Here is a 24,396-nt window from a genome sequence, read left to right as displayed (position 1 = left end):
AGATGACACGCGACGAAAAAAACCTGTTGCCGGTGCCAAAGACGGGTAAAGCACCGGAGCGCAATTCCATCGTCATGGAAGGCGAAATGGTTGTGGGCTGCCCGATCGAGGACACGCTGGTGCTGATCCTTGGTATCGGCAGCAACACGTCCGATCAGGTGACGGTTTTCCTCAACGGCGATCCTGCCATGAGCGTCAAGGCAACGATGATCAATTGGCCGCTCAAGGCGCCATCTCCGGCAGGCACCCACGGCTTTGTCGCTATCGTACCGACCAATGTCCTGCGCCGCGCGCAGCTGAAGACAATCATGTTTCAGCATAAGGCAAAGGTGGCGCGCTATACGTTTGCTGCGCGTGCTGCCGCTGTTGGTGACCTGGCTGCCATGATGGCGGACCTCGCGGGTCCCAATCTGCCCGGGGCTATTGACGGATTGGTCGAAGGGCTGATCTCCGGTCCGATCGGCCGTAAAAAGCTTGCGGCAATTACTGTGCTTTTGCAGGCCGGAGCGCGATCGGATGGCATCATCGAACTGATCGGCGGCAGCGATGAAGGCGAAATCTTCGTGCAAGGTTGGGCACAGGACCTGACGCCTTCCGTGACACGGCTTCTGATCAGCGGCCGCTCGCCTTCGCTAGCAGAATGCTCGATTGGTGTCTTTGCCCGTCCCGATGTGAGTGAACAGGCATCGGGTTTTGCCGGCTTGCTGCTTGCCAATGAACCTGTAGCTCCCAATGATATCGAGCGCCTTCTGTTTCGCGGTCGCCGTGGCTGGCGATTTATCGAGGTCTATGACCGGCGTCTGCTGGTGGGGTCACGCGAAACACCCAGTCATGTGCGCGCCATCCTGCCGAACATGCGCAGCTCGACGGAGATCCTTCTCCGCCTGCGTTCGGCGGCCAACCGGTTTGACGGTACAGAAACAATATCCAGCCTGCCCTTCCCGGTTCGCATGGGCATCGACAATGTGTTCCGCGTCGAAGGCAGCGGTCTTCTGGTTTCGGGTTGGCTTCTCGACCCTGACAATCACGTGCAGTCGGTCAAGCTGCGCCGTCACCGGGGTGAAACCCAGCTTGACGGCAACTGGACGCGGGTGGACCGGCCCGACGTCACGCGAGAGTTTGACAATCAGCCGCCGTTCAATGCCGGACTGGATCCCAACCGGCATGCACACGGATTCGTGGCTTTCGCTCCGGAGCTTGCGGGTGACAGCACGGCACCGTTCTATATTGAGCTTGAACTGAGCGATGCGCGCCGCGCCTTCTTGCCCTTGACACCGACGCGTATCACGTCACGCGATGCGGTTGTGCGGCAAATTCGTGCCATTGATCCAAATGCCTGGGCGCTTCGTCACATTGTTGATCAGCAGCTTGTGCCTCTGCTGCGGGGGGTCAACCGGCCTGCTCCGGAAATCTTTGGTGTCGTTGATCTCGGTGCTTTTGACGAGGCTCCTGGCCCTGCGCTCATCATCGGTGTAGACGAGCGGGTGGAAGAGATAGGCCCTCTCCTCGCCCTTCTTGCGCTTGATCGGGATACGCGCCAGGCTCCCATCGTTGTCGCTGCCGCCACGGAAATCATTGATCGTATCGGCGTGCAGGTACGCAGGTTGGCCGATTTTTATGGACTGCGGGTGCGGCTTGTTTCCGCAAGCGGGTCAGAAGATCTCTATGACGCGCTGGAGGTAGGCGCCCGTGCGGTGTCAACAGAGAGTGTCGTCTTTCTGGCTGCTTCGCTTCTACCGCGCAGTTCCGGCTGGTTCCAGAAACTGCTGGCCGCCTACGATGCCCGCAAGGAATGCGTGTTGTCTCCCACCCTTGCCTATGAGGACGATTCCATACGCTGGGCCGGAACATGGGTGGCGGGCGCCCAGTCCGATCGGGCTTTGATCAGCCGCTATGCCGGTTATCCCATCGATGCCGTGGCGGGGATGGGAATAACCGAAGTGGCGACAGCGACGTTTGAATGCTGCGTCCTGCCGCGAAATGCACTGTTTTCAGTCAACGGCTTCACGCGCGGTTATCTCGGAACACATGAGAAGGGGCTCGATCTCGGCCTTAAACTCAAACAATCCGGCTTGCGCTCCTACTGGCTGCCATCAGCCCAGATGTTGGGCTCCGACGATATATCCGTGTCCGACAAAGCATCGACCATCGCCTTGATCGAGCGGATTGACCGGCAGGTTTTTGACGCACGCTGGGCCAACAACGTCTCCAACAAACGCGGTGCTTCCAAAGAGGAAACGGCATGACCGAACAGCTTCGGGTTCTGGTGATTTCTCACGCTCATCCCAGTATCTCGCTCGGTGGCGGGGAAATCGCATCCTATAATCTGCACAAGGGGCTCAACAGCCTGCCCGGTGTCCAGTCGGTGTATCTTGCCCGGGCCGGCCATCCGATACCGCGTCATGGCACGACGGCGCTGATGAGCATGCGCCGCAGCAGCGATGAAATCCTCTTTCACGCCGACGAATATGATCACTTCTATCTTTCAAACAAGAACACCGATGAAATCCGCCGCGACCTCCTGCGTTTTGTGCGGGATCTCAATCCGCATGTGGTGCATTTCCACCATGTGCTTGGTCTTGGGCTGGAGACGCTCTATGCCATCCGCGAGGCAATGCCCGATACGGTCATTCTGGTGACGTTTCACGAATATCTATCGATCTGCAACAATGATGGTCAGATGGTGAAAGCAGGCTCTTCAAAGCTTTGCAACGAGGCTTCTCCTATCGATTGTCACGCCTGCTTTCCCGATGTCCCTCCTGCGCGGTTCCTCAAGCGTGAGCGCTTCATCCGCGGCATGCTTGATCTTGCCGACGCCTTCGTCGCACCCAGTGATTTTCTGGCCGGCCGGTATAAGGAATGGGGACTTAATCCTGGCAAGCTGACAGTTATTGAAAATGGCATCGCCATCGACAATGTAACGCCGCCGCGCGAACTGACCGGACCGAAACCGCGGCGCAACCGCTTCGCCTATTTCGGACAGGTTACGCCTTTCAAAGGCATTGACGTGCTGATTGATGCGGTATCGCGCGTGCCGGAAGAAAGCTGGGGCGAGGATTCACGCCTGATGATCTTCGGCGGTAATCTGGAGAAACAACCGCGCGAATTCCAGGACCACATGCAGAAATTGATTGGAGAAGCAGGACCGCGTGTGCGGTTTTACGGCGCCTACCAGAATGCCGAGATGCCGCGCCTCATGCAGTCGGTCGACTGGGTCGTGATGCCATCAATCTGGTGGGAGAACTCACCTATTGTCATTCAGGAAGCCTTGCACCATCGGCGTCCCGTCATCTGTTCCAATATTGGCGGTATGGCAGAAAAAATTCGTGACGGGCTGGATGGCCTGCATTTCCGTGTCCGCAGCGCTGAAGATCTTGCTGACCGGTTTACCGAAGTCCTGAGCGATCCCCATATCTGGGACCGCTTGCATCAAACGATCCGGAATCCCGTGAACTATATTGACTGTGCTCAAGAACATCTTGCTCTCTATGGCGAATTGCTTAAACCTAGCCGGCGGCAGCCGCACAACATAGCTGCAAGAACTGACGTTGTTCTTTCCCAAGCAAGCTGAGGCTACCCAGCTTTCATCGCCAAAAGAAGGAATACCTCATGGCACGCGCCCTCGTAATGATACCCGCCGGTGAAGTATACGAACATGACAATGTCCGCTGGTACAAGCACAGTGACATTCAGCGCAGTATCGACCACTACCACAATATTGGCGACGCTTTCGTTTTTGAATCGTCCTTGAAACTGATGAACTACGACAAGGTCGCTGAACTCCCCATTGTCAATCCGCCAATGGAGAAGATCGACCAGTTGCGCGAGGAATATGACTACGTCATTTTGCGCGGATCCAACTATATCAATAAGGACATGAACTGGCGCGACACTATTCCTGTTCTCAAACGGTTGGGGCTGCCGGTCATTGCTTTTGGCGTTGGTGCCCAGGCACCGGTCAAGGGACAACTGGAGCTGTCGGAGGAGTCCAAGGCGGTGTGGCGGATCATTGCCGACTCCACCACGTCCGTGGGCGTGCGCGGGGCCTACTCGGCGCAGGTACTCAATGATATCGGCATCAAGAATGTACGGATCATCGGTTGCCCGACGGCTTTTCGTCGGAACAACCAGCATCTGCGCATCAAGCTGCCCGATCTGGACACCGTGAAGAAAGTGGGCGTGACCGTACGCCGCGAAGTATCGCCGACCTATGCCCAGGATATCCAGCGCTATCTGACCCTTCACCGTGAGCTCATCAAGCAGATGGCGAACCGCTTCGATATTACCCTGATGGCGCAGGGAGAAGTGGAAGAGAAAAAGATGGTTTTCGGCACGGACGAGCAAAAGGAAGAGGCTATCGCCGCGCTGAAGGCGAACCGCTGGGTCTCCGACTGGTATTTCGATGATGCAATCGAAAAGCTTTACCGGGAACGTATGTATTATTCCGACGTGGTGGCTGATTATGAAACGCTGGTGCGGTCGCATCAGCTGGTTCTTGGCTACCGCTTGCACGGCAACCTCATGGCCTTGGCCAATGGTGTACCGTCCATCTATTTCACCTATGACAGCCGGACGGCAGAGTTTGCCGAGACCTACAAGATTCCAAGCTATGACGTTTTCAGCGACAAGCCTTTCCGGCTGGAAGATTACTGGGATCAGTCGCTCTTCGACAAGTACAACCGCGCCTGGTTCGAGACATATGGGGAGATGAACGTCTTCCTGACCGAAAACGGAGTCGATCATAAAATGACCGAGACGGGCAGGCGTGCAACGGACGCCGCACGCCGGGTCGCGTAAGCCTACAGCACAATAATTTCCTTGGGAGGAAAACGAACACGGGAAAGGAGGCATAAGAACCATTGTCGAACTGGCGCAAGCCGCACCATACAATAGATATCTCCAACAAAGTTGCAGGAGTTCCTCCCATGACTGTTCTCGTTACTGGTGGCGCCGGCTATATCGGCAGCCACATGGTGCTTGCTCTCAAGGACGCCGGCCGGTCCGTCGTGGTTCTTGATGATCTAAGCTGTGGCTTCGCCTGGCTGGTGCCGGACGATGTGCCATTCGTGCAAGGTGATATCGGCGATCAGGCGCTGGTGCGTGATCTGATCCGCCGGTACAACGTCACTGCGATCCTGCATTTTGCCGGATCAATCGTCGTGCCGGATTCCGTGCGGGATCCGCTCTATTATTATCGCAACAACACCGTGCAATCGCGCGCCCTTATCGAGGCTGCGATTGCCGAAGATATCAAGCATTTCATTTTTTCGTCGACGGCGGCTGTTTACGGCGAACCGGAACGCACACCGATCACAGAAGACATGCCGCATCAGCCGATCTCGCCCTATGGCACATCCAAGCTGATGACCGAGTGGATGCTTCGTGACGCAGCTGTTGCGCATCCGGCGTTCAATTATGTGGCGCTGCGCTATTTCAATGTGGCGGGTGCCGATCCGCAGTTGCGTTCAGGCCAGTCTTTCCCCCGCGCCACGCATCTCATCAAGATTGCCAGTCAGGCCGCGACGGGCGAGCGCTCGCATATCGAGGTTTACGGCACGGACTATCCGACCGCCGATGGCACCTGTATCCGCGATTACATTCACGTCAGCGATCTGGCGCAGGCGCATCTGCGTGCCTTGAACTATCTCGAGGCCGGGGGAACGAGTACGTCCGCCAATTGCGGTTATGGCTACGGCTATTCGGTGCTTGAAATCATCGATGCGGTGAAGCGCGTGTCGGGTGTTGATTTTGAAGTCAGGACCGCACCACGCCGTGCGGGTGATCCAGCTGTTCTGGTGGCAGGCAACGAGCGCGTTCGCACCCTGTTCGGTTTTGAACCGAAGCGCGCGGACCTGGATCTGATCGTAGGCGACGCCCTGGCATGGGAGCGGCAGCTTGCCATCATGAAAACACTGGAACATTCAGAAGCGCGTATCGCCGTCTGATACCGGCATTATGGGATGGGTCGGATTAAAACCGGCCCATCCTGCAACCTTCGCGTTTATTCCTACACCCGCTCCAGTGCGATCGCGATGCCCTGCCCGACGCCGATGCACATGGTGGCGAGGGCATATCGCGCGTCTCTGACACCAAGTTCCAGCGCCGCTGTTCCGGTGATGCGCGCACCGGACATGCCCAAGGGATGGCCAAGCGCGATCGCCCCGCCATTCGCATTGACGTAATCGGCGTCATCGGCAATCCCCAGCGTACGCAACGTGGCAAGACCCTGCGAGGCAAAGGCTTCATTGAGCTCGACCACGCCGAAGTCCTTGGGTTGAAGGCCGATGCGGGCGCAGAGTTTCTGCGTCGCGGCAACCGGGCCGATGCCCATGATGCGCGGCGGAACACCGGCTGTTGCACCGCCGATGATGCGGGCAATGGGCGTCAGGCCGTATTTCTGCGCGGCCGCTGCCGATGCGATGATCAGCGCGGCCGCACCGTCATTGACACCGGACGCATTGCCAGCCGTCACGGAGCCACCTCTGCGGAACGGTGTCGGCAGTTTGGCCAGGTGCTCCAACGTCGTCTGCGGACGCGGATGCTCATCGCGGTCTACCGTCACGGGATCGCCCTTGCGCTGCGGGATGATCACCGGAGTGATCTCGCGGGCGAGACGACCACTCTCGATGGCTGCGCCTGCCTTTTGCTGTGAGCGCACGGCAAAGGCGTCCTGATCGGCACGCGAGACATTATATTCCTCGGCAACATTCTCGCCGGTTTCCGGCATGGAATCGATACCATACTGCTGTTCCATCAGCGGGTTGACGAAGCGCCAGCCGATGGTTGTATCGTGAATTTCCGCGTGACGTGAAAATGCGCCTTCCGCCTTGGGCAGAACGAAGGGCGCGCGCGACATGGATTCGACGCCACCTGCAATGACGATCTCGTTTTCTCCGGCCTTGATGGCACGGGCGGCCATGATGACCGCGTCCATGCCGGAGCCGCACAGGCGGTTCACTGTTGTACCCGGCACTGTGACCGGCAATCCTGCCAGCAACAGAGACATACGTGCGACATTACGATTGTCCTCGCCCGCCTGATTGGCGCAGCCATAGATGACTTCATCAATGGCGTCCCAATCGACGGCGGTGTTCCGCTGCATCAGTGCTTTCAGTGGAATGGCGCCCAGATCGTCCGTGCGGACAGAGGACAAAGCCCCGCCAAAACGGCCGATTGGTGTGCGGATATAGTCACAGATATAGGCTTCAGACATCAGGCGGCCTCGTGAGCTCGTTTCGTGCGGGCATTGATATCGCGCAGCACGGAAAGTTCGGTTTCTGTGGGGACTGGCGTTTCTACGGTCTCTGTAGCAAAGCGAACGGGCCAGCCGCAATTCTCTTTGATCTGTTCGCGGGTTACGCCCTTGTGGAGCGACACGACGGTCAATTCCCTGGTGACCGGATCGGGTTCGAAAATGCAGAGGTCCGTGATAACACGGGTTGGACCCTTGGTCTTCATACCAAGGCGGGCGCGATGATCGCCGCCTTCGCCATGTCCCATCGAGGTGATGAAATCGAGATGATCGACAAAGCCGCGATTGGTTAGCGCCATAGTGATGAAAATCTGACCGCAATTGCTGGCTATCTCAGGTGCGCCGCCACCGCCGGGAAGGCGCACTTTCGGCTTGTCATAGGGGCCAACAACCGTTGTGTTGAGATTGGCAAAACGGTCGATCTGCGCTCCACCAAGAAAACCGGTGGTGATGCGGCCGCCCTGCAGCCAGTAACGGAACATTTCCGGCACCGAAACGGTGAACAGGGCTGTGTCGCAGAGTTCACCATCGCCGATGGACAAAGGCAAGACGTCGGGTTTGGTGCCGATCGTGCCGCTCTCATAGATCAGGGTGATATCAGGTGCATGCGTCAGTCGCGCCACGTTGCAGGCAGCCGACGGTGCTCCGATCCCGACAAAACAGACATCATCATTGGTCAGCGCGCGGGCGGCGGCGATGGTCATCATTTCCGTGGGTGTGAAATCCTGGGTCATGGGCCCGTTCCTTACGCTGCGTTCGCCGCACGCCGAACGGCATGCCGGGCAAAGTCTTCGGGCTTCCCGGCAAGGACATTCGCCTTGATCCATGCCGTGAAGCTGTCACGATCACGGGCGATTTTGTCCCAGGCAATATAGAAGGCATTGGAGCGCGCGTAGTAGCCATGCGCATAGGACGGGAAGGCTCCACCGGGTACATGGACGACGGCGCTGATCGCCCATCGAGGCAGGACAACAGCATTGGGTGACGGCGGGTTCAACTCGTCAACGATTTCCTCCACCGTCACGATGGAGCGGCTGGCGGCAAGCACTGCTTCCTTTTGGACACCGGTAATGCCCTCGATCAGAACATTGCCCTGCCAGTCGGCGCGCTGGGCATGGATGATCGACACGTCCGGACGGATGGCGGGAACTGCCGCAAGCACTTCGCCTGTGAAGGGACAGGTCACCGACTTGATGTTTGGATTGACCTTGGCCAGATCCGCACCGATATAGCCGCGCAACATGGCGAAAGGCAGGTTGGCCGCACCCGCCTCATAGGCATTGGCCATGGCAGCGTGCGAATGTTCCTCGATTTCAAGCGGACGCGGCCATTGGTTTTCCACCGCGTCACGGAAGCGATGCAGGGAACCTACGCCCGGATTGCCGCCCCATGAAAACTTCATCCCACGAGCCGCTCCGACGCCGATCAACTGATCGTAGATGAGGTCGGGGGTCATGCGGACAAGGAAAAGCTCCCTGCGGTTCTGCCGAATGATTTCATGTCCGGCAGCGTAGGGAATGAGGTGGGTGAAACCCTCCATGGCGAGCGTATCGCCATCCCTGACATTCTCTTCAATTGCCTCAGAAAGTGTACAGATCTTCGCCACATCTCTCTCCCTGCTCTTGCCAGCGAAGGATAGTTGTTGCCGGAATCCTGCAGCAAAGCCTTCGTCTGTTTATCCGATGGCGTAGTCCCGCATGGTTCCAGACGTCAATGCATTTTGTGCGTTATTTGACATTTGTTCGTATATCGCACAAATTGTACAGAAATAACTGTGAAAGAGACTGATGCGAATGGGCGAAACCGATTTTATCAGTGGCTTTGCCAAGGGACTGTCCGTTATCGAGGCATTTGATGCGGTCAATTCACGTCTGTCGATCACCGATATTGCCCGAATGACAGGGCTGGAGCGTGCCACCGCCCGCCGCTGTCTCCTGACGCTCACACAACTTGGTTATGCCAGTTATGACGGCAAGTTCTTCACGCTGACGCCGCGTATATTGCGCCTTGGCCATTCCTACCTGTCATCGACACCCCTGCCCCGGCTGATGCAGCCGTTTCTTGACCAGCTCTCCGAGAAAACGGGTGAAAGTGCTTCGGCCTCGGTACTCGACGGCAATGAGATTGTTTACATCGCGCGCGCTTCACACAAACGCGTCATGTCGATCAATCTCAATCCCGGCAGCCGCCTTCCCGCCTATTGCTCATCCATGGGCCGGGTTCTCCTTGCGGCCATGAGCGACGATGATGCGCAGCGTATTCTTGAAGGCAGCAATCGCCTGGCAAATACACCGCGCACGAAGACCACGGTTTCCGATCTGATGAACGAAGTGCGTACAGTCAGAGTGCAGGGCTACGCGGTGATCGATCAGGAGTTGGAAATCGGACTATGCTCGATTGCCATCCCCGTGCGCAATACACGCGGCATGACCATCGCCGCCATCAATATCGGTGCGCAGGCGCCGCGCGTTACGATCGAAGACATGGTTCAAAATTATCTGCCTGTCATGCAATCAACCCGCGATACAATCGGTGCGGTACTGGTGTGACAGGATATAAAGTCAGACAGCCATTCTGGCGCTCTGCTCGGTGCGGTACTGCCGGGGTGTCGTGCCCGTTTCCTTGGTGAAAAACCGGGTGAAATAAGCAGGGTCGGTAAAGCCGAGATCATAGGCGATCTGCTTGACGCTGGCAGACGTGAACACCAGATCGCGCTTCGCCTGATCAACAAGACGACCTGCGAGCAAACCATTGGTACTTTGTCCGGTTGCGGCCTTGACGATACGGTTGAGGTGGGTCGCCGACAGATTGAGACGATTGGCGTAGAACTCTGCGGGATGGTGTTCGCGAAAATGCCTGTTGACCATGATATGCAAAAATTTCAGGCGCTCCTGCGTGCCCGCTTCGCCGCTGAGCGGCAACTCCGGGGCCGTCAGCCGCGCTGCCAACAGAACAATGGATTTGAGATAGGACTCCACAAGATCATCGTGAAAGACACCGCCCGAAATCAGTTCGACGGATAATCGCTCAAGGCTTTGTGTGAGAAAACCTGTATCCATGTTGTCGGGTGCGAGGGAAATCAAAGTCGGTTGACTACCTGCCTCAAAAAGGGAGCGGCCGGAAGAGCCGAAACGCGATGCCAGCATGGTGATAACCATCCCGTCCATATCTCTCGAAAATCGAAACCCGTGTTCGCATCGCGGTGGCACCGTGATCATGACCGGAGGTTGTATTGGATGGCTTTGTCCGTCAAAAACCGCATCGCCGGTTCCGCCGCGAAAGTACAGAATCTGAAAGAACGCCGTGTGGCGATGAGTTTTGATCTCCCAATTGTGTAATTGGCTTCTGGAGGCAATTGTCTCCCAATGCAGCCAGAAGTCCGGCCGCTTCGGATGGCTTTCTCCATAAAGATCATAGGTTGGTACTGCGCCCCGCATCGCTTCCTCCCGCCCCCAATGTTCAGATTGTCCTGTTTTTTGCCACATAAGTCCATTGTTCAGATGCACTGCGCCGCTAGCCTTGCGCACATATTTCATGCTGGGAGGCATCATGCGCACGCAAGTGGCTATCATTGGTTCGGGACCTGCGGGGCTTCTGCTCGGGCAACTTCTGACCCGGGCGGGTATCGACAACATCATTCTGGACAGGGCGAGCAAGGACTACATTCTGGGGCGCGTCCGTGCGGGCGTTCTGGAAGAAGGCACAGTGCGATTGCTCGATCAGGCCGGCGCCAGTGCGCGCCTGCATGCGGAAGCCTTGCCACATGACGGCTTTTCGCTGGCCTTTGACGGACGCAATCATCGCATCGATCTCTTTGATTTGACGGATGGCAAGCGCGTGACCGTGTATGGCCAGACGGAAATGACCCGTGATCTGCTGCAGCAGCGTGAGGGGAGCGACGCACCGGCGATCCACGAGGCGGAGAACGTTGCCATCCATGATTTCGATAGTGAAAAGCCGTTCGTCACTTTCGAGAAGGATGGCACGACCAGTCGCATTGATTGCGATTTCATCGCGGGATGTGACGGATTTCATGGCGTCAGCCGCCGGTCGGTGCCGGAGAAATCTATCCGGACATTCGAGCGCACCTATCCATTCGGCTGGCTTGGTGTTCTGGCTGAAGTGCCGCCGGTGGCGCACGAGCTGATTTATGCCAATCACCCGCGCGGCTTTGCGCTGTGCTCCATGCGCTCGATGACCCGCAGCCGCTATTACGTGCAGTGCTCTTTGGACGACAAGGTGGAGGATTGGTCCGACGACCGGTTCTGGGATGAGCTACGGCGCAGGCTGCCGGAAGAAGAAGCGGCGGCCGTTACAACGGGAGCGTCGTTCGAGAAGTCCATCGCGCCGCTCCGCTCATTTGTTGCCGAGCCCATGCGTTTCGGCCGTTTGTTTCTGGCTGGCGATGCCGCCCATATCGTGCCGCCAACGGGTGCAAAAGGTCTCAATCTTGCAGCCAGTGATGTGCATTATCTGTTCGAAGGCCTGCGTGACTATTACGCGGACAAGAGCATGGCCGGCCTTGATGACTATTCACGCCGTGCACTTTTGCGCGTGTGGAAGGCAGTGCGGTTTTCATGGTCGATGACGATGTTGATGCATCGTTTTCCCGATACCGGCGAATTCGGCCAGAAAATACAGGAGGCCGAACTCGATTATCTCACCCATTCCCGGGCAGCATCAACGGCGCTTGCCGAGAACTATGTGGGACTGCCGTTTTAGACCCGGCTCATCCTCTGGGTTTTGCAGGCAGCATCATGGCAAAGACCAGGCTGGCGACGATACCCGCACATGCCAGCCAGAATGCCAGCTGAATACCATTGGCCATGGCGACGCGCAGTTCTTCGCCTGTCAGGTCGCTGACAGAGCGGTTGGCGAGCGCGATGAGGATTGCCATGCCTACGGCATTACCCACATTGAGCGTGGTCGAGGCCATGCCCGAGGCGACGCCCTGTTCGTCATGCGCGACGCCGGATGCGGCTGCGATCCACATTCCGGTCCAGACGATACCCTGCCCTATACCCGAAACAATCAGACCGGGAACAATGGCCATATAGGTGCTGTCGACCGTTGCACCTGCTACCATCAACGCCGTGCCTATGGCTCCTATGATCATCCCTCCGATCAGTGTCGCGCGCGTCGAGAACCGGTTTGCAAGCCGTTCGCCGACCTGTGTGCCGGTTGCAATGGCGATCGAAGGTACAAGAAATGCAAGCCCGGTCTGCAGGGCGGTAAAGCCATGCACATTCTGTAAAAGAATGGTCAGGAAGTAAGGCAGTGCTCCGAACGTTCCCATGTAAAGGAAGGTGATGGTCATGCCGGCAACGAGGCTGCGATTACGAAACAGGCGCAGCGGCATCAGCGGATCGGTGCTCTTGGCCTCTATGATTGTGAAGGTGATCAGGAGAGAGACCGCCAGTATCGCGCTGGCGATGATTGCGGGGGAACTCCAGCCATATTCAGGTCCCTGGACCAGAGTGAATACGAGCAGGGTTGCACCACCGGTCACAGTGAGTGCTCCCGGCAGATCGAACTTGCGATGTGCGTGCCGTTTGGGATCGGCAGGAATAATGGCGAAGGCCGCGACAATTGCCAATGCGGCGAGCAGCACGTTCACGTAGAAAACCGACGGCCAGCCAAAGGCACTGGTGAGAAACCCACCCGCAAGTGAACCGATGGTCAATCCGCTTGCACCGGCTCCACCCCAGACGGCGAGTGCACGGTTGCGCTCAGGACCCTCTGTAAACAGGCGATTGACCAAGGACAGGGTTGCCGGGAACAGAAACGCGCCGCCAATGCCCTGTACGGCACGCGCTGCAATGATAATCGCAGGCGACCACGCCAGACCGCCAGCCAGTGATGACAGTGCATAAAGCCAAAGCGCGAAAATGAAGATGCGGCGCTGGCCGATCAAATCCGCCGCCCGCCCGCCGAACAACAGAAAGCCACCGCAGAAGACGGTGTAGGCACTGACCACCCATTGCAGCGTCTGTCCGGAAAAGCCCAGACCTGCACCGATATCGGGCAGCGCCACGAAGACGATATTGAGGTCGAGTGATATCATCAGCTGGGCAAAGGCCAGCAATGCCAACGCCGCTCCACGCTTTGCCGGAGCGATCCCGGGCGCCTCAGCCACCTTGAGCGCTGCAGTCTGATCCAATGTACTCATGCTGGTCTCCATTATATTTATTCTTTGTTGATCAACAAAGAATTGAATGCTTGTAATTTGAAGTCAAGCAAATTATTTGTTGATCGATAAAGAATGGAGATTGTCATGGCTGGACGTCCGAGAGAATTCGATCGCGATCAGGCGCTGGCTAAGGCGCGCGATGCCTTCTGGACACGCGGTTATGAAGGCACCTCCATGTCGGATCTGGTTTCGGCCCTCGGTCTCGCCTCCGCGCGTATCTATGCGGCCTTCGGTTCAAAAGAAGACCTGTTCCGGGAGGCGATTGCGCTCTATGAGGCCAGGGAGGGCGGGTTTGCGACCCGCGCTCTGGCAGAGGAGCCCACTGCCCGGCGCGCGATTGAGCGTATTCTGCTTGAAGCCATCAAGACCTATACACGACCGGACCAGCCACAGGGCTGCATGGTGGTCTCCGCCGCAACAAACTGTGCTGCGGAGAATGATCGAGTTTCAAACTGGCTTGCAGAATTGCGACGGACGCGGACGGCTTCGATCATCGAACGGTTGCAGAAGGCAACAGTCGAGGGCGAACTGAAACCCGATACGGATGTTCAGGTGCTGGGAGATTATTATGCCGGTATCCTGCATGGTCTCTCGGTTCAGGCACGCGATGGAGTGGGCAAAGAGCGTCTTACGGCTTTCGTGCCGATTGCAATGCAGGCACTCGATGCGAGGATGGCATAAATATCGACCTCTCCTTGCGGCGATCTATTGGCAGTTGAATCGGCCATTCCTAGATAAGCTGTTCACGCATCGGCATGCCTGAAAAGTATGCCAGAAATCGGAATTCCTATGACCGCGACAATGAAACGGCCTGAAGCGCTGGCTTTACCCCCGGAACTGCATGCTCTCGTTACAGGTTACAGCTGGAACCGCGATGAACTAGGTTGTTCCGATGCGCAGGTTTTCCTGCTGCAGGGCGAAAGACTGCCTCGACTTTTCATCAAGGTTGAAACAGTCAGTCCTTACGGCGAGTTGCCCGATGAAATCGCACGGCTTCGCTGGCTGTCGTCCTGCAGTTTGCCTTGCCCCGATATTATCTTTGACGGCATACATGCGGGTCATCATTGGCTTTTGATGAGCGCGGTTCCGGGTACAGACCTTGCCTCGGCAGATTCAGTTCCCGTTGAACCACGTGTCCGGATTCTTGCTGATGCACTGCGCCAGTTGCATGCGCTCGACCCTTCGACCTGCCCGTTCGACCATCGACTGGACATGCGAATCGAAGCGGCGGGAGCACGCGTGCAAGCCGGACTTGTGGATGAGACGGATTTTGACGACGATATGCTTGGAGAAACGGCAGCCGAGCTTTTCACCCGGCTTGTGTCGGAAAAGCCGGCAGTGGGAGATGTTGTCGTTACCCACGGCGACGCCTGCCTGCCTAATTTCATGGCTGATAAAGGCATCTTCACCGGGTATATCGACTGTGCCCGGCTTGGGCTTGCCGATCGCTATCAGGATATTGCCCTTGCGTGCCGCAGCATTTCAGACAATTTCGGTGAAGAATGGGTTCGGCCATTTCTGGATTGCTATGGTCTGAAGCATGCCGATCCGGCAAAGCTTGCTTACTACCGACTGCTCGACGAGTTTTTCTGATCCGGTTTCAGTCCCCCCGCCGCCTCGCGGATGGTCTGCATCAGGATCATCAACGGCAATGACGGAGTGACGTCCGCACGGGTGGTCAGGCCGACCGGTCCTTTTGTTTCGGTTGTGTCGATGGGCAGAAGCGCAAGTGTCCCGTCGGCGACATCACTGGCAACGACCCCTGCGGAAATTATCCACACAGCGTGGTGGGACCGTACAAAAGCCCGGCCAAAAGCATCGGAGACTGTCTCGATCTGATGCGGCAGCTTTGCCACGCCATTGGCAATGAGAAACCGGTCGACGAAGGGGCGGATGATGGATGCCCGCGTTGGCATCAGCACCGGAAATTCGGCAAGGCGATTGAAGATATCTTCGCTGGCGTTGAGCAGCGGATGGCGGGCACTCACGGCAAACACCACCTGTTCTGAATAGAGGTGTTCAAAGGAAAAGCCGGTCATCTTCTCCGGTGCTGCCAGCCGCCCGACCACGAGATCAAGATCGCCGAGCCGCAGTTGTTCGAGCAGCACGGCATTTTCACCAGTCACGATTTTCAGCCGGCTTTGCGTCTTTTCCTGCAGGAACAGGCTGATGGCTTGCGGCATGATGCGGGTGGAGACCGTTGGCAAGGCGCCTACCCGGACCGGAACCCCCTCGCCTGATTGCTCATTCGTGACAGAATCGATGCCCTGCCGCAGCGCGGTGATCGCCGCTCCTGCATAGCGCAGGAACACTTCGCCGAACCGGGTGATGCGAATGCCGCGACCATCCCGCTCGAACATGGCGACCCCGAGCACCTCTTCCATTTCACGAATGGTTTTGGTTACGGCCGGTTGGCTGATATGAAGAATCGCTGCTGCCTTCATGACGCTTTTCTGGCGGGCAACTTCAAGAAAAGTCTGCAGGTGGCGGAACTTGATACGGCCATCGATCATATGTTTCATAACCCCAGGGTTAAGCGAATGCGGCAAGATATCATTTTACTGAACCAAATGCATAATCCATTGTTGTCATAACTTATCCGGGAGGACTTCGGTGCAATTTGCTCACATCAATGGTGTCACGCTGCATTACCAGTTGATCAGCGCGCCGGCAGGTAAGCCCGTGCTGGTTTTCGCCAATTCACTTGGTACGGATTTTCGCATCTGGCGTGACGTGATCGTGCGTCTGGTCGGAGAGTTTGCGATCGTTACCTATGACATGCGCGGCCACGGTCTTTCGGATCTCGGTGCGCCGCCCTACACCATCGACGACCATGTTGATGATCTCGCGGGCTTGCTCGACTATCTCTCGGTCAAGGATGCCATCATCTGCGGGCTGTCCGTGGGCGGACTCGCGGCGCAGGGCCTTTACGCAAAGCGCCCGGAACTCGTGCAGGCTTTGATTCTTTGCGATACTGCGCACAAGATCGGCACAGCCGAATTCTGGAATGCGCGTATTGATGCTGTGAACCAGAATGGCATCGCATCCATTGCCGACGGCATCCTGCAACGCTGGTTTACCCCGGCCTTTCATCAAGAACGCGCCAACGATCTTACCGGATATCGCAACATGCTCATCCGTCAATCGGGCGATGGCTACAGCGGTACATGCGCTGCGCTGCGTGATGCGGATTTCACCGAAGCGGCGAAGAGCATTGCCGTGCCTGCCATCTGCATCGTTGGCGATCAGGATGGTTCGACTTCTCCCGATCTGGTGCTGGAGCTGGCAAAGCTCATCCCGCGTGCGCGCTACGAAGTGATCAAGGATGCGGGCCATATTCCCTGCGTCGAACAGCCAGAAATGCTGGTCGAGGTGATCAGGGCCTTTGTTGACGAATTCAAGCTTGGAGGAAAATCATGACGGATGCGGCTGCTCCCTCACGTCGTTATCTGCAGGGCATGGCTACGCGCCGCGTCGTGTTGGGTGAAGAGCACGTCAACCGGGTGGAGACCACCAAGACCGACTTTGACCAGCCGTTTCAGGAACTGATTACCGAGGCGGCCTGGGGCCATGTCTGGTCGCGCCCCGGCTGGACCAAGCGCGAACGCTCGATTGTGACAATTGCGCTTCTTGCTGCGCTTGGTCAGGACGATGAGTTGACGATGCATATCCGTGCTACCGCCAATACGGGTGCGACACAGGATGATATTTGCGAAGCCTTGCTACACGTTGCAATCTATGCGGGTGTTCCGGCGGCAAATCATGCGATCAAGCTGGCCAAACACGTTTACAAAGAACTGGAAGCCGAACAGGCAGCGTGAGGGGAGGCAACAGTGTCCAACAAAAAACCGGAAACCGGAGCATTCTTCCAGCGCGACAGGCAATGGCATCCGCCTGCCTATACGCCGGATTACAAGACAAGTGTCGTCCGCTCCCCGCAGCGGGCACTCCTGTCACTTGACAATACATTGTCGGAAATCACCGGTCCCGTGTTCGGACATGCGCTGCTGGGCGAACTTGATGATGACCTGATCCACAATTTTGCCAAGCCGGGCGAAAGTGCTATCGGCCAGCGCATTATCGTGCATGGCCGTGTGGTCGACGAGCGTGGTGTTGGAGTGGCCGGCGCGTTGCTCGAATTCTGGCAGGCGAATGCTGGCGGACGCTACCGCCACAAGCGGGAAGGCTATCTTGCTGCGCTCGATCCGAACTTTGGCGGCTGCGGCCGGACAATCACGGACGAGGATGGCTATTACCGGTTTCGCACGGTCAAGCCCGGTGCTTATCCCTGGCCAAACGGTGTCAATGACTGGCGCCCTGCCCACATCCATTTTTCGGTCTTTGGCCACGGATTTGCCCAGCGGCTGATTACACAGATGTATTTCGAGGGCGATCCTATGATCTGGCAATGTCCGATCGTCAAATCGATCCCCGACAAGGCGGCAATCGAGCAATTGATCGCTGCCCTCGACCGCCAGAACACCATCCCGATGGATGCGCGCGCCTACAAGTTTGATATCGTGCTGCGCGGCCGCCGTTCGACGCTGTTCGAGAACCGGATGGAGGGCAATTGATGGTTCAGTCTCTGGGTTTTCTCAAGGAAACGCCGTCCCAGACGGCCGGACCCTACGTGCATATTGGCTGCACACCGAATTTCTCCGGCATAACGGGTGTCTATGAAACCGATCTCGGCGTTGCCATGGTTAATAACAAGACGCTGGGTGAGCGCATCACGTTGCGCGGCCGGATTTTTGACGGGACCGGCACAGTATTGCGTGATGCGCTGGTGGAAATCTGGCAGGCCGATGCCAAGGGGTTGTATAACAGTCCCTCGGAAATGCGTGGCGCCGCCGATACCAATTTCACCGGTTGGGGCCGTTGCCCGACCGATATGGAAACCGGCGAATATGTGTTTGACACGATCAAGCCCGGCCGCGTGCCCTACAAGGACGGTCGGCTGATGGCACCCCATGTGACGCTGTTGATCGTGGCGCGCGGCATCAATATCGGTTTGCAGACCCGCCTGTATTTCGCCGATGAAGAGGTTGCGAATGCGGAAGATCCGGTGTTGTTGCGCATCGAGCACCGCAACCGTGTGCCGACGCTTCTCGCCCGTAAGGATGGTTCGACCTTCCATTTCGATATCCATCTGCAGGGGGAGAAGGAAACTGTCTTCTTTGATATCTGACCGATGAGTATCTCTCCCTTCGATCATCCGTTCCTGTCCGGCCTTCTCGGCACGCAAGCAGCGACAGACTGGTTTTCGGCCAGTGTCGAAATTGCTGCGATGCTCGATTTCGAGGCTGCGTTGGCCCAGGCCGCGGCCGAAGAAGGTGTCATCAGCAGCGAAGCCGCCGGGGCAATTGCGCTGGCCTGCCAGTCTTTCGAGCCCGATATGGCAGCTTTAGAGGCCGCCAGCGCACGTGACGGCGTGGTCGTGCCGGAGCTCGTCCGGCAACTGCGTGCGACTATTGCCGGGGAATACCGGAATGCGCTGCATTTTGGCGCGACAAGCCAGGATGTCATCGACAGCAGCCTCATGATTCGTCTGAAGCCGGTTGTCGCTTATCTGCGCAACGGTCTGGGCGATGTGATCGCCGGGCTGGATCACCTTGGTACGGCCTTTGGTCCCAACAACCTGATGGGACATACGCGCATGCAGGCAGCAATTCCTATCACCGTGCGCGACCGCATCGACGCGTGGCGTGCCCCGCTGTTGCGCGACACGCTAAGGCTCGCGTTTCTCATGCAGTCGTTTCCTGCCCTGCAATTCGGCGGCGCAGCCGGGACGCTGGAAAAGCTTGGCCCCAAGGCCGGTGCCGTTCGAAGACGCCTCGCCATTGCGCTTGACCTGCATGATGAACCGCAATGGCACAGTCAGCGGGATCGTATTGCCGATTTTGCCAGCTTCCTTTCGCTTGTCACGGGCAGTCTGGGGAAAATCGGGCAGGACATTGCCTTGCTCGCACAATCCGGTGACGAGATCAGCCTCAGCCGTGGCGGTGGTTCATCGGCGATGCCGCACAAGCAAAATCCGGTGCAGGCCGAACTGCTTGTCACGCTTGGCCGCTATAACGCCACGCAGCTTTCCGGTATGCACCAGGCGCTGGTGCACGAGCAGGAGCGGTCCGGTTCAGCCTGGACTCTGGAATGGCTGATTCTGCCATCCATGGTTACGGCGACAGCGACATCCCTGCGGACAACAACGGGGTTGCTGGCGTCCATAACAGGATTGGGAAACGCCAACGGTGCCGGTAAATCATAACTCAGGGATTATGGAACGGCACATAGTTTTCATTTTACATTACCAACCGGTATGAGACAGTGAACGAAACATTCCAAACGGACCAGGTGAGGAGAATAATCTGGCCGACGGGGGATCAAAGGGAGGAATGATGAAAAAGCTTATTCTGGCTGCAGCAGCAGCTATTTTGTTCAGCGGCGCGGCCTATGCCGATGTGATCAAGATTGGCGTGGTCGGACCTTTTTCCGGCCCGTTTGCCATTCAGGGCAAGAACTTCAAGGCAGGCATTGACGCCTATATCGCCACCCATGGCGACAAGATCGGCAATGACACGATCGAAGTGCTTTACCGCGACGTGCCGCAGGCCGATCCCGCACAGTCAAAAGCGCTGGCGCAGGAACTCGTGGTCAAGGAACATGTGCAATATCTCGCAGGGTTCTATTTCACCCCTGATGCCATGGCTGTTACGCCACTATTGCAGCAAGCCAACGTGCCGCTGGTGGTCATGAATGCCGCGACCTCGGCAATTGTCACGAAGAGCCCCTATGTGGTGCGCACATCGTTTACCACGTGGCAGACATCCGCACCCATGGCTAAGATCGCTCGCGAGAGGGGTGTGGAGAAAGCGATCACCGTGGTCAGTGATTATGGTCCGGGCGTGGATGCGGAGAATGCCTTCAAGTCCACCTTCGAGAAGGAGGGTGGCAAGGTTGTCGAATCTATCCGCATGCCGCTGTCGACCAATGATTTCAGCCCGGTCATGCAGCGCGTGCGCAATTCCGGGGCGCAGGCAGTCTTTGCTTTCCTGCCATCGGGCCCGACAACGCTTGGTTTCGTCAAAGCCTATAATGAAAATGGCCTGAAGGAAGCAGGTGTGCAGTTCCTCGCACCCGGCGATCTGACGCAGGAATCCGATCTGCCCGCCCTTGGCGATGCGGCGCTCGGTATTCTTACGACATTCCATTATGCCATTGCGCATGACTCGCCCGAGAACAGGGCCTTTGTTGAAGCAGCGCGTAAAGCCATTGGTAATCCTGCCGAACTCTCATTTCCTTCGGTCGGCGCTTATGACGGGATGCATGTCATCTACAAGATGATCGAAGCTACTGGCGGCAAACAGGATGCCAAGAAGGCGGTTGACGCGGTGAAAGGCCTTGCCTGGGAAAGCCCGCGCGGACCTGTCTCTATCGATCCGGAAACCCGTCACATCACGCAGAATATCTATCTGCGCGAAGTCGCGAAGGGCAGTGACGGCACCTACTACAACAAGGAAATCAAAACGTTCGAGAAGCAGCCGGACCCCGGTCTGGCTCCGGCCAAATAGGCAGGACCGATGCGAACGGGTTTGATCAGGATAATCTGATGCAGGTTTTCTTCAGCATTGGCGTTGATGCGCTCGCCTATGGGATGGTGCTTTTCATTATTTCCATCGGCCTGTCGGTGACAATGGGGCTCATGCGGGTTGTCAATCTTGCCCATGGCGCCTTTGCCATGATCGGGGGGTATATCGCATCCTATGCGGCGCGCGATCTGGGCCTGGGCTATGGCTTTGCCATCATTCTTGCTGTCATCGGCACGATTATCATCGCCATCCCGCTCGAACGTTTTCTCTATCGCCGCATCTATGGTGCGCCCGAACTGACGCAGGTGCTGATGACCATCGGCATCACCTTCTGCGTCATCGGGCTTGCCAATTATGTCTTCGGTCCAACGTTAAAAACCATCCCGCTGCCCGCCGACCTGCAAGGTCCAGTCAATCTCGGCTTCCGGACTATTGCCGCGCACAAGCTGTTTGCCATTGGCTGCGGTGTTGCCGTGGCGCTTGGCCTGTGGTTCCTCATCGAGCGCACCTCCTTCGGAGTCAAGCTGCGCGCTTCTGTCGACAATACGGCCATGGCGGCCTCGCTCGGCGTACGCACGCGGATTGTCTATGCGGCAAGCTTTGCTCTCGCCGTGGGTCTTGCCGCATTTGGCGGCGTGATCGGTGCAGAGCTGCTGCCGGTCGAGCCCTATTATGCACTGCGCTACATGGTGACGTTCCTCGTTGTTGTCTCGGTCGGCGGTGCCGGTTCAATTCCGGGTGCTCTCATTGCCTGCCTTCTGCTTGGCGCCATCGACACGACAGGGCGTTATCTCGTGCCCGAATATGGCGAGTTCTTCTTCTATCTCGCTGTCATCGCCATCGTCTGGGTATTCCCGCGCGGCCTTCTTGGAAGGGCGAAATGATATGAGCGCCACCGACATCTCCACTTCTGCCGCTCCGGCTGTCCACACGGGCAGGCCATGGCAGCGTGATCTTATCGGCATTGCCGTCATCCTGTTGGCGGCTATCGGCGGCTACTTCTTGTTTCCGGACAATCTGGCACTGCTGACCCGCATCATTGCGATCATGCTGCTGGTACTCTCGCTCGATCTTGTCACGGGATATTGCGGTGTCGCGACCCTTGGCCATGCCGCGCTGTTCGGTGCGGGGGCATATGCGGCAGGCATTGCGGCGGTCACCTTCGGTATTACCGAACCACTCAGCATGATCGGTATCGGCGCGATTGCAGGAGCCGTGGCCGGTCTTGTCTCCGGTGTCGTTATCCTGCGCGGCCATGGCCTTGCCCAGCTCGTCCTTTCCATAGCAGTTATCCATCTTTTTCACGAAGCGGCCAACAAGGCATCCACCTATACCGGAGGCAGTGACGGCCTTTCAGGCATTGCTCCGGATCCACTGTTCGGGCTGTTTGAATTCGATCTCTGGGGACGGACAGCCTATGCCTTTGGCATCGTCCTGCTGGTATTGGTCTTTGTCCTCTTGCGCATACTTGTGCGCTCGCCGTTCGGTATGCTCTGCCGGGGTATCCGTCAGGATCCGATCCGCGTCAGCGCCATGGGCGCGTCGGTCAAGGCAAGCCTTATCAAGATGTACGTAATTTCGGGTGCTGTCGCGGGTATTGGCGGTGCGCTCAATGCAGTGTCAACGCAGGTTGTCGGTCTGGACAGCCTGAGTTTTACCAATTCTGCCGAGGCACTGGTCATGCTGGTGCTGGGCGGCGCGGGGTCGCTTTACGGCGCCTTTGTCGGAACCATCGTGTTCATGTGGTTTGAGCATGTGGTGTCCGCCGCCAATCCGTTTCACTGGCTGACCATTGTTGGTGCGCTGCTGATTACCGTCGTGCTCTTCGCGCCGAAGGGGCTTTACGGCACCGCGGCAAATCTCGCCAAGCGTTTCGCACGGAGCCGGCCATGAGCGCGATTTTCGAAGTCGAGCGGCTGAAGAAATCCTTTGGCGGACTGGATGTCACCAAGGATGTTTCGCTGTCCATGGCGCGGGGTGACAGGCTGGCGCTGATTGGTCCCAATGGTGCTGGCAAGACCACATTCGTCAATCTGGTGACCGGGCATCTGCAACCGAGTTCCGGACGGGTGCTGATGGACGGCGAGGATATATCCCGCTTCAATCCGATGCGGCGTGTGCGTGCGGGGCTCGTACGCTCCTTTCAGGTCACCCGGCTGTTCTCGGAAATGACGCCTGAGGAACATGTTGCGCTTGCCATTCTGCAGCGTGAGGGAAAATCCGGGCGCATGGCCGAAAATTTTCATGCTATGCCGCAGGTCATGCGCGAAATGCGCGGCATCCTTGAAACACTCAATCTCGGTGCGCTTGCAACCGTGCCGGTGGGCGAGATCGCCTATGGTCAGCAACGCCTGCTGGAAATTGCCCTGGCAATGGCGCTGCGTCCCAAGGTGCTGCTGCTGGATGAACCGGCCGCAGGGGTGCCGCACAGCGATACATTTTTGATTGAAAATGCTCTCGCGCAATTGCCCGATGATCTCGCCGTGCTCATGATCGAGCATGATATGGATCTCGTTTTCCGCTTCGCCAAGCGGGTCGTGGTGCTGGCCGCCGGTGAAATCATCTTTGATGGTTCGCCGCGTGACGTGACCGAAGATGCGCGTGTGCGCGAAGCCTATCTGGGGAGCTATGCCCATGCCGGCAGCGCAGCTTGAAGTTGATAATCTGTGTGCGGGCTATGGCCCGACGCGGGTGATCGAAAACATCTCGTTCACCGCGGCGGCGGGCTCCCGCGTGGCTGTGCTTGGCCGCAACGGCGTCGGCAAGACAACGCTGTTCGCCGCGCTTGCCGGGCAGACAAAGCGCTATGCGGGGACCATCAAACTGGACAACAGCGATCTGACCACCATGGATAGCGCTGCCCGGGCCTGGAATGGCCTTGGCTTCGTTCCGCAGTCACGCGCCATTTTTCCGTCGCTGACCGTGGAGGAAAATCTGTTTGTCGGGCTGAAAGGCAGGCCGCGCAGCGCATTGCAGGAAGCTTACGACATGTTCCCGCGTCTGTACGAACGCCGTGCCAATTCGGGAGCAAAGCTTTCGGGCGGTGAACAGCAGATGTTGTCCACCGCGCGCACTATCCTTGGCCGCCCTTCCCTGTTGCTCCTCGACGAGCCGTTGGAGGGCCTTGCCCCGGTCATTTGCGAGGAATTGATGGCGGCCTTTTCTCGCCTCGCTTCCAGCGGTGAAATGACGATCCTGCTCGTGGAACAGCGCATTCAGAGCGCACTGGAATTTGCCGAGCGTGTCATCATTCTTGAACGCGGGCGCATCGTCTGGGATGGCTCGTCGGAGCAATTGTCTAGGGATGATGAAACGGTTCATCAGCTGCTCGGCGTGTCGAGTCTCGCCCACTGAAACGTCCGGTTTTG

General features: G+C 57.5%; 24 protein-coding genes. 18 read left to right on the top strand and 6 right to left on the bottom strand.

All coding sequences use genetic code 11. From position 1 onward, the window contains the following. The first annotated feature begins 2 nt into the window (after nucleotides 1-2). From FHW16_RS27510 to galE, 4 genes are all read left to right on the top strand, one after another. Nucleotides 3-2,246, top strand: coding sequence for a hypothetical protein (locus FHW16_RS27510; protein ID WP_182552574.1), 2,244 nt, complete (start codon nucleotides 3-5; stop codon nucleotides 2,244-2,246). Then, nucleotides 2,243-3,571, top strand: coding sequence for a glycosyltransferase family 4 protein (locus FHW16_RS27505; protein WP_182552572.1), 1,329 nt, complete (start codon nucleotides 2,243-2,245; stop codon nucleotides 3,569-3,571). Before FHW16_RS27510 ends, FHW16_RS27505 begins: the two co-directional genes overlap by 4 nt. Before the next feature lie 38 nt (nucleotides 3,572-3,609). Beyond that, on the top strand, nucleotides 3,610-4,797 hold the full coding sequence (locus tag FHW16_RS27500; protein ID WP_182552570.1) for a polysaccharide pyruvyl transferase family protein: 1,188 nt from the start codon (nucleotides 3,610-3,612) through the stop codon (nucleotides 4,795-4,797). Nucleotides 4,798-4,925: 128 nt separating this feature from the next. Next, nucleotides 4,926-5,945, top strand: a complete 1,020-nt coding sequence (galE, locus tag FHW16_RS27495) for a UDP-glucose 4-epimerase GalE (protein WP_182552568.1) — start codon at nucleotides 4,926-4,928, stop codon at nucleotides 5,943-5,945. 62 nt (nucleotides 5,946-6,007) lie between these two features. Here the strand turns inward: galE and pcaF are convergent, their stop codons facing one another. From pcaF to FHW16_RS27480, 3 genes are read right to left on the bottom strand one after another with little or no spacing between them, the layout of a single operon-like run. Beyond that, nucleotides 6,008-7,213 carry a 3-oxoadipyl-CoA thiolase gene (pcaF, locus tag FHW16_RS27490; RefSeq protein ID WP_182552566.1) on the bottom strand — a complete coding sequence of 402 codons (1,206 nt, stop codon included), beginning with the start codon at nucleotides 7,211-7,213 and terminating at the stop codon, nucleotides 6,008-6,010. Beyond that, nucleotides 7,213-7,986: a CoA-transferase subunit beta gene (locus FHW16_RS27485; RefSeq protein ID WP_182552564.1), complete on the bottom strand. Its 774-nt coding sequence runs from the start codon at nucleotides 7,984-7,986 to the stop codon at nucleotides 7,213-7,215. Before FHW16_RS27485 ends, pcaF begins: the two co-directional genes overlap by 1 nt. A gap of 11 nt (nucleotides 7,987-7,997) precedes the next feature. Then, complete coding sequence (locus tag FHW16_RS27480) at nucleotides 7,998-8,858, bottom strand: CoA-transferase (protein WP_182552562.1); 861 nt, start codon at nucleotides 8,856-8,858, stop codon at nucleotides 7,998-8,000. Between the two features lie 187 nt (nucleotides 8,859-9,045). Here FHW16_RS27480 and FHW16_RS27475 point away from each other — a divergent pair, with 187 nt between their 5' ends. After that, nucleotides 9,046-9,801: an IclR family transcriptional regulator gene (locus FHW16_RS27475; RefSeq protein WP_182552560.1), complete on the top strand. Its 756-nt coding sequence runs from the start codon at nucleotides 9,046-9,048 to the stop codon at nucleotides 9,799-9,801. Between the two features lie 12 nt (nucleotides 9,802-9,813). Here the strand turns inward: FHW16_RS27475 and FHW16_RS27470 are convergent, their stop codons facing one another. Further along, on the bottom strand, nucleotides 9,814-10,689 hold the full coding sequence (locus FHW16_RS27470) for a helix-turn-helix domain-containing protein (protein WP_182552558.1): 876 nt from the start codon (nucleotides 10,687-10,689) through the stop codon (nucleotides 9,814-9,816). 112 nt (nucleotides 10,690-10,801) lie between these two features. On the opposite strand from FHW16_RS27470, the gene pobA reads away from it, so the two are divergent. Beyond that, nucleotides 10,802-11,974: a 4-hydroxybenzoate 3-monooxygenase gene (gene pobA, locus FHW16_RS27465; RefSeq protein WP_182552556.1), complete on the top strand. Its 1,173-nt coding sequence runs from the start codon at nucleotides 10,802-10,804 to the stop codon at nucleotides 11,972-11,974. A 7-nt stretch (nucleotides 11,975-11,981) separates the two neighbouring features. Here the strand turns inward: pobA and FHW16_RS27460 are convergent, their stop codons facing one another. Then, nucleotides 11,982-13,421, bottom strand: a complete 1,440-nt coding sequence (locus tag FHW16_RS27460) for an MFS transporter (protein ID WP_246711991.1) — start codon at nucleotides 13,419-13,421, stop codon at nucleotides 11,982-11,984. A gap of 105 nt (nucleotides 13,422-13,526) precedes the next feature. Here FHW16_RS27460 and FHW16_RS27455 point away from each other — a divergent pair, with 105 nt between their 5' ends. Both FHW16_RS27455 and FHW16_RS27450 read left to right on the top strand, forming a co-directional pair. Then, complete coding sequence (locus tag FHW16_RS27455; RefSeq protein ID WP_182552551.1) at nucleotides 13,527-14,123, top strand: TetR/AcrR family transcriptional regulator; 597 nt, start codon at nucleotides 13,527-13,529, stop codon at nucleotides 14,121-14,123. Between the two features lie 120 nt (nucleotides 14,124-14,243). Continuing rightward, the gene (locus FHW16_RS27450; RefSeq protein WP_182552602.1) at nucleotides 14,244-15,035 is read left to right on the top strand and encodes an APH(3')-II family aminoglycoside O-phosphotransferase; all 792 of its coding nucleotides are present in this window, start codon (nucleotides 14,244-14,246) and stop codon (nucleotides 15,033-15,035) included. On the opposite strand, the gene pcaQ is transcribed toward FHW16_RS27450, so the two are convergent. Then, a complete protein-coding gene (pcaQ, locus tag FHW16_RS27445) occupies nucleotides 15,008-15,955 on the bottom strand; it encodes a pca operon transcription factor PcaQ (RefSeq protein WP_182552600.1) in 948 nt (315 codons plus the stop codon). The genes FHW16_RS27450 and pcaQ overlap by 28 nt on opposite strands. A 100-nt stretch (nucleotides 15,956-16,055) precedes the next feature. On the opposite strand from pcaQ, the gene pcaD reads away from it, so the two are divergent. From pcaD to FHW16_RS27395, 10 genes are all read left to right on the top strand, one after another. Continuing rightward, the gene (gene pcaD / locus FHW16_RS27440; protein ID WP_182552549.1) at nucleotides 16,056-16,862 is read left to right on the top strand and encodes a 3-oxoadipate enol-lactonase; all 807 of its coding nucleotides are present in this window, start codon (nucleotides 16,056-16,058) and stop codon (nucleotides 16,860-16,862) included. Continuing rightward, nucleotides 16,859-17,263: a 4-carboxymuconolactone decarboxylase gene (gene pcaC / locus FHW16_RS27435; RefSeq protein ID WP_182552547.1), complete on the top strand. Its 405-nt coding sequence runs from the start codon at nucleotides 16,859-16,861 to the stop codon at nucleotides 17,261-17,263. Before pcaD ends, pcaC begins: the two co-directional genes overlap by 4 nt. Nucleotides 17,264-17,275: 12 nt before the next feature. Further along, nucleotides 17,276-18,016 (top strand): protocatechuate 3,4-dioxygenase subunit beta, encoded by a 741-nt coding sequence (pcaH, locus tag FHW16_RS27430; protein WP_182552545.1) that lies wholly within the window; start codon nucleotides 17,276-17,278, stop codon nucleotides 18,014-18,016. Next, nucleotides 18,016-18,630 (top strand): protocatechuate 3,4-dioxygenase subunit alpha, encoded by a 615-nt coding sequence (gene pcaG / locus FHW16_RS27425; RefSeq protein ID WP_182552543.1) that lies wholly within the window; start codon nucleotides 18,016-18,018, stop codon nucleotides 18,628-18,630. The genes pcaH and pcaG overlap by 1 nt, the downstream gene beginning before the upstream one ends. Before the next feature lie 3 nt (nucleotides 18,631-18,633). Further along, a complete protein-coding gene (locus FHW16_RS27420) occupies nucleotides 18,634-19,707 on the top strand; it encodes a 3-carboxy-cis,cis-muconate cycloisomerase (RefSeq protein ID WP_182552541.1) in 1,074 nt (357 codons plus the stop codon). A gap of 130 nt (nucleotides 19,708-19,837) precedes the next feature. Continuing rightward, a complete protein-coding gene (locus FHW16_RS27415) occupies nucleotides 19,838-21,010 on the top strand; it encodes an ABC transporter substrate-binding protein (RefSeq protein WP_182552539.1) in 1,173 nt (390 codons plus the stop codon). 38 nt (nucleotides 21,011-21,048) lie between these two features. Beyond that, nucleotides 21,049-21,912, top strand: coding sequence for a branched-chain amino acid ABC transporter permease (locus tag FHW16_RS27410; RefSeq protein WP_130272166.1), 864 nt, complete (start codon nucleotides 21,049-21,051; stop codon nucleotides 21,910-21,912). A 1-nt stretch (nucleotide 21,913) separates the two neighbouring features. Then, nucleotides 21,914-22,921, top strand: coding sequence for a branched-chain amino acid ABC transporter permease (locus tag FHW16_RS27405; RefSeq protein WP_182552537.1), 1,008 nt, complete (start codon nucleotides 21,914-21,916; stop codon nucleotides 22,919-22,921). Next, the gene (locus FHW16_RS27400; RefSeq protein ID WP_182552535.1) at nucleotides 22,918-23,682 is read left to right on the top strand and encodes an ABC transporter ATP-binding protein; all 765 of its coding nucleotides are present in this window, start codon (nucleotides 22,918-22,920) and stop codon (nucleotides 23,680-23,682) included. Before FHW16_RS27405 ends, FHW16_RS27400 begins: the two co-directional genes overlap by 4 nt. Next, complete coding sequence (locus FHW16_RS27395; RefSeq protein ID WP_182552533.1) at nucleotides 23,663-24,382, top strand: ABC transporter ATP-binding protein; 720 nt, start codon at nucleotides 23,663-23,665, stop codon at nucleotides 24,380-24,382. Before FHW16_RS27400 ends, FHW16_RS27395 begins: the two co-directional genes overlap by 20 nt. Nucleotides 24,383-24,396: the final 14 nt, after the last annotated feature.

This window comes from Phyllobacterium myrsinacearum (assembly GCF_014138285.1).
Lineage (GTDB): Bacteria > Pseudomonadota > Alphaproteobacteria > Rhizobiales > Rhizobiaceae > Phyllobacterium > Phyllobacterium myrsinacearum_A.
The sequence above is the reverse complement of the archived record's forward strand: the minus strand, read 5'-3'. Positions and strand labels throughout refer to the sequence as shown.

Coding starts and splice junctions, on each gene's coding strand:
- galE (WP_182552568.1), top strand. CDS start 4,926: ATGACTGTTCTCGTTACTGGTGGCGCCGGCTATATCGGCAGCCACATG.
- pcaF (WP_182552566.1), bottom strand. CDS start 7,213: ATGTCTGAAGCCTATATCTGTGACTATATCCGCACACCAATCGGCCGT.
- pcaC (WP_182552547.1), top strand. CDS start 16,859: ATGACGGATGCGGCTGCTCCCTCACGTCGTTATCTGCAGGGCATGGCT.
- FHW16_RS27485 (WP_182552564.1), bottom strand. CDS start 7,986: ATGACCCAGGATTTCACACCCACGGAAATGATGACCATCGCCGCCGCC.
- pcaG (WP_182552543.1), top strand. CDS start 18,016: ATGGTTCAGTCTCTGGGTTTTCTCAAGGAAACGCCGTCCCAGACGGCC.
- FHW16_RS27455 (WP_182552551.1), top strand. CDS start 13,527: ATGGCTGGACGTCCGAGAGAATTCGATCGCGATCAGGCGCTGGCTAAG.
- FHW16_RS27450 (WP_182552602.1), top strand. CDS start 14,244: ATGAAACGGCCTGAAGCGCTGGCTTTACCCCCGGAACTGCATGCTCTC.
- FHW16_RS27395 (WP_182552533.1), top strand. CDS start 23,663: ATGCCGGCAGCGCAGCTTGAAGTTGATAATCTGTGTGCGGGCTATGGC.
- FHW16_RS27505 (WP_182552572.1), top strand. CDS start 2,243: ATGACCGAACAGCTTCGGGTTCTGGTGATTTCTCACGCTCATCCCAGT.
- FHW16_RS27420 (WP_182552541.1), top strand. CDS start 18,634: ATGAGTATCTCTCCCTTCGATCATCCGTTCCTGTCCGGCCTTCTCGGC.
- pobA (WP_182552556.1), top strand. CDS start 10,802: ATGCGCACGCAAGTGGCTATCATTGGTTCGGGACCTGCGGGGCTTCTG.
- FHW16_RS27475 (WP_182552560.1), top strand. CDS start 9,046: ATGGGCGAAACCGATTTTATCAGTGGCTTTGCCAAGGGACTGTCCGTT.
- FHW16_RS27460 (WP_246711991.1), bottom strand. CDS start 13,421: ATGAGTACATTGGATCAGACTGCAGCGCTCAAGGTGGCTGAGGCGCCC.
- FHW16_RS27410 (WP_130272166.1), top strand. CDS start 21,049: ATGCAGGTTTTCTTCAGCATTGGCGTTGATGCGCTCGCCTATGGGATG.
- FHW16_RS27400 (WP_182552535.1), top strand. CDS start 22,918: ATGAGCGCGATTTTCGAAGTCGAGCGGCTGAAGAAATCCTTTGGCGGA.
- FHW16_RS27510 (WP_182552574.1), top strand. CDS start 3: ATGACACGCGACGAAAAAAACCTGTTGCCGGTGCCAAAGACGGGTAAA.
- FHW16_RS27415 (WP_182552539.1), top strand. CDS start 19,838: ATGAAAAAGCTTATTCTGGCTGCAGCAGCAGCTATTTTGTTCAGCGGC.
- FHW16_RS27405 (WP_182552537.1), top strand. CDS start 21,914: ATGAGCGCCACCGACATCTCCACTTCTGCCGCTCCGGCTGTCCACACG.
- FHW16_RS27500 (WP_182552570.1), top strand. CDS start 3,610: ATGGCACGCGCCCTCGTAATGATACCCGCCGGTGAAGTATACGAACAT.
- pcaQ (WP_182552600.1), bottom strand. CDS start 15,955: ATGATCGATGGCCGTATCAAGTTCCGCCACCTGCAGACTTTTCTTGAA.
- FHW16_RS27470 (WP_182552558.1), bottom strand. CDS start 10,689: ATGCGGGGCGCAGTACCAACCTATGATCTTTATGGAGAAAGCCATCCG.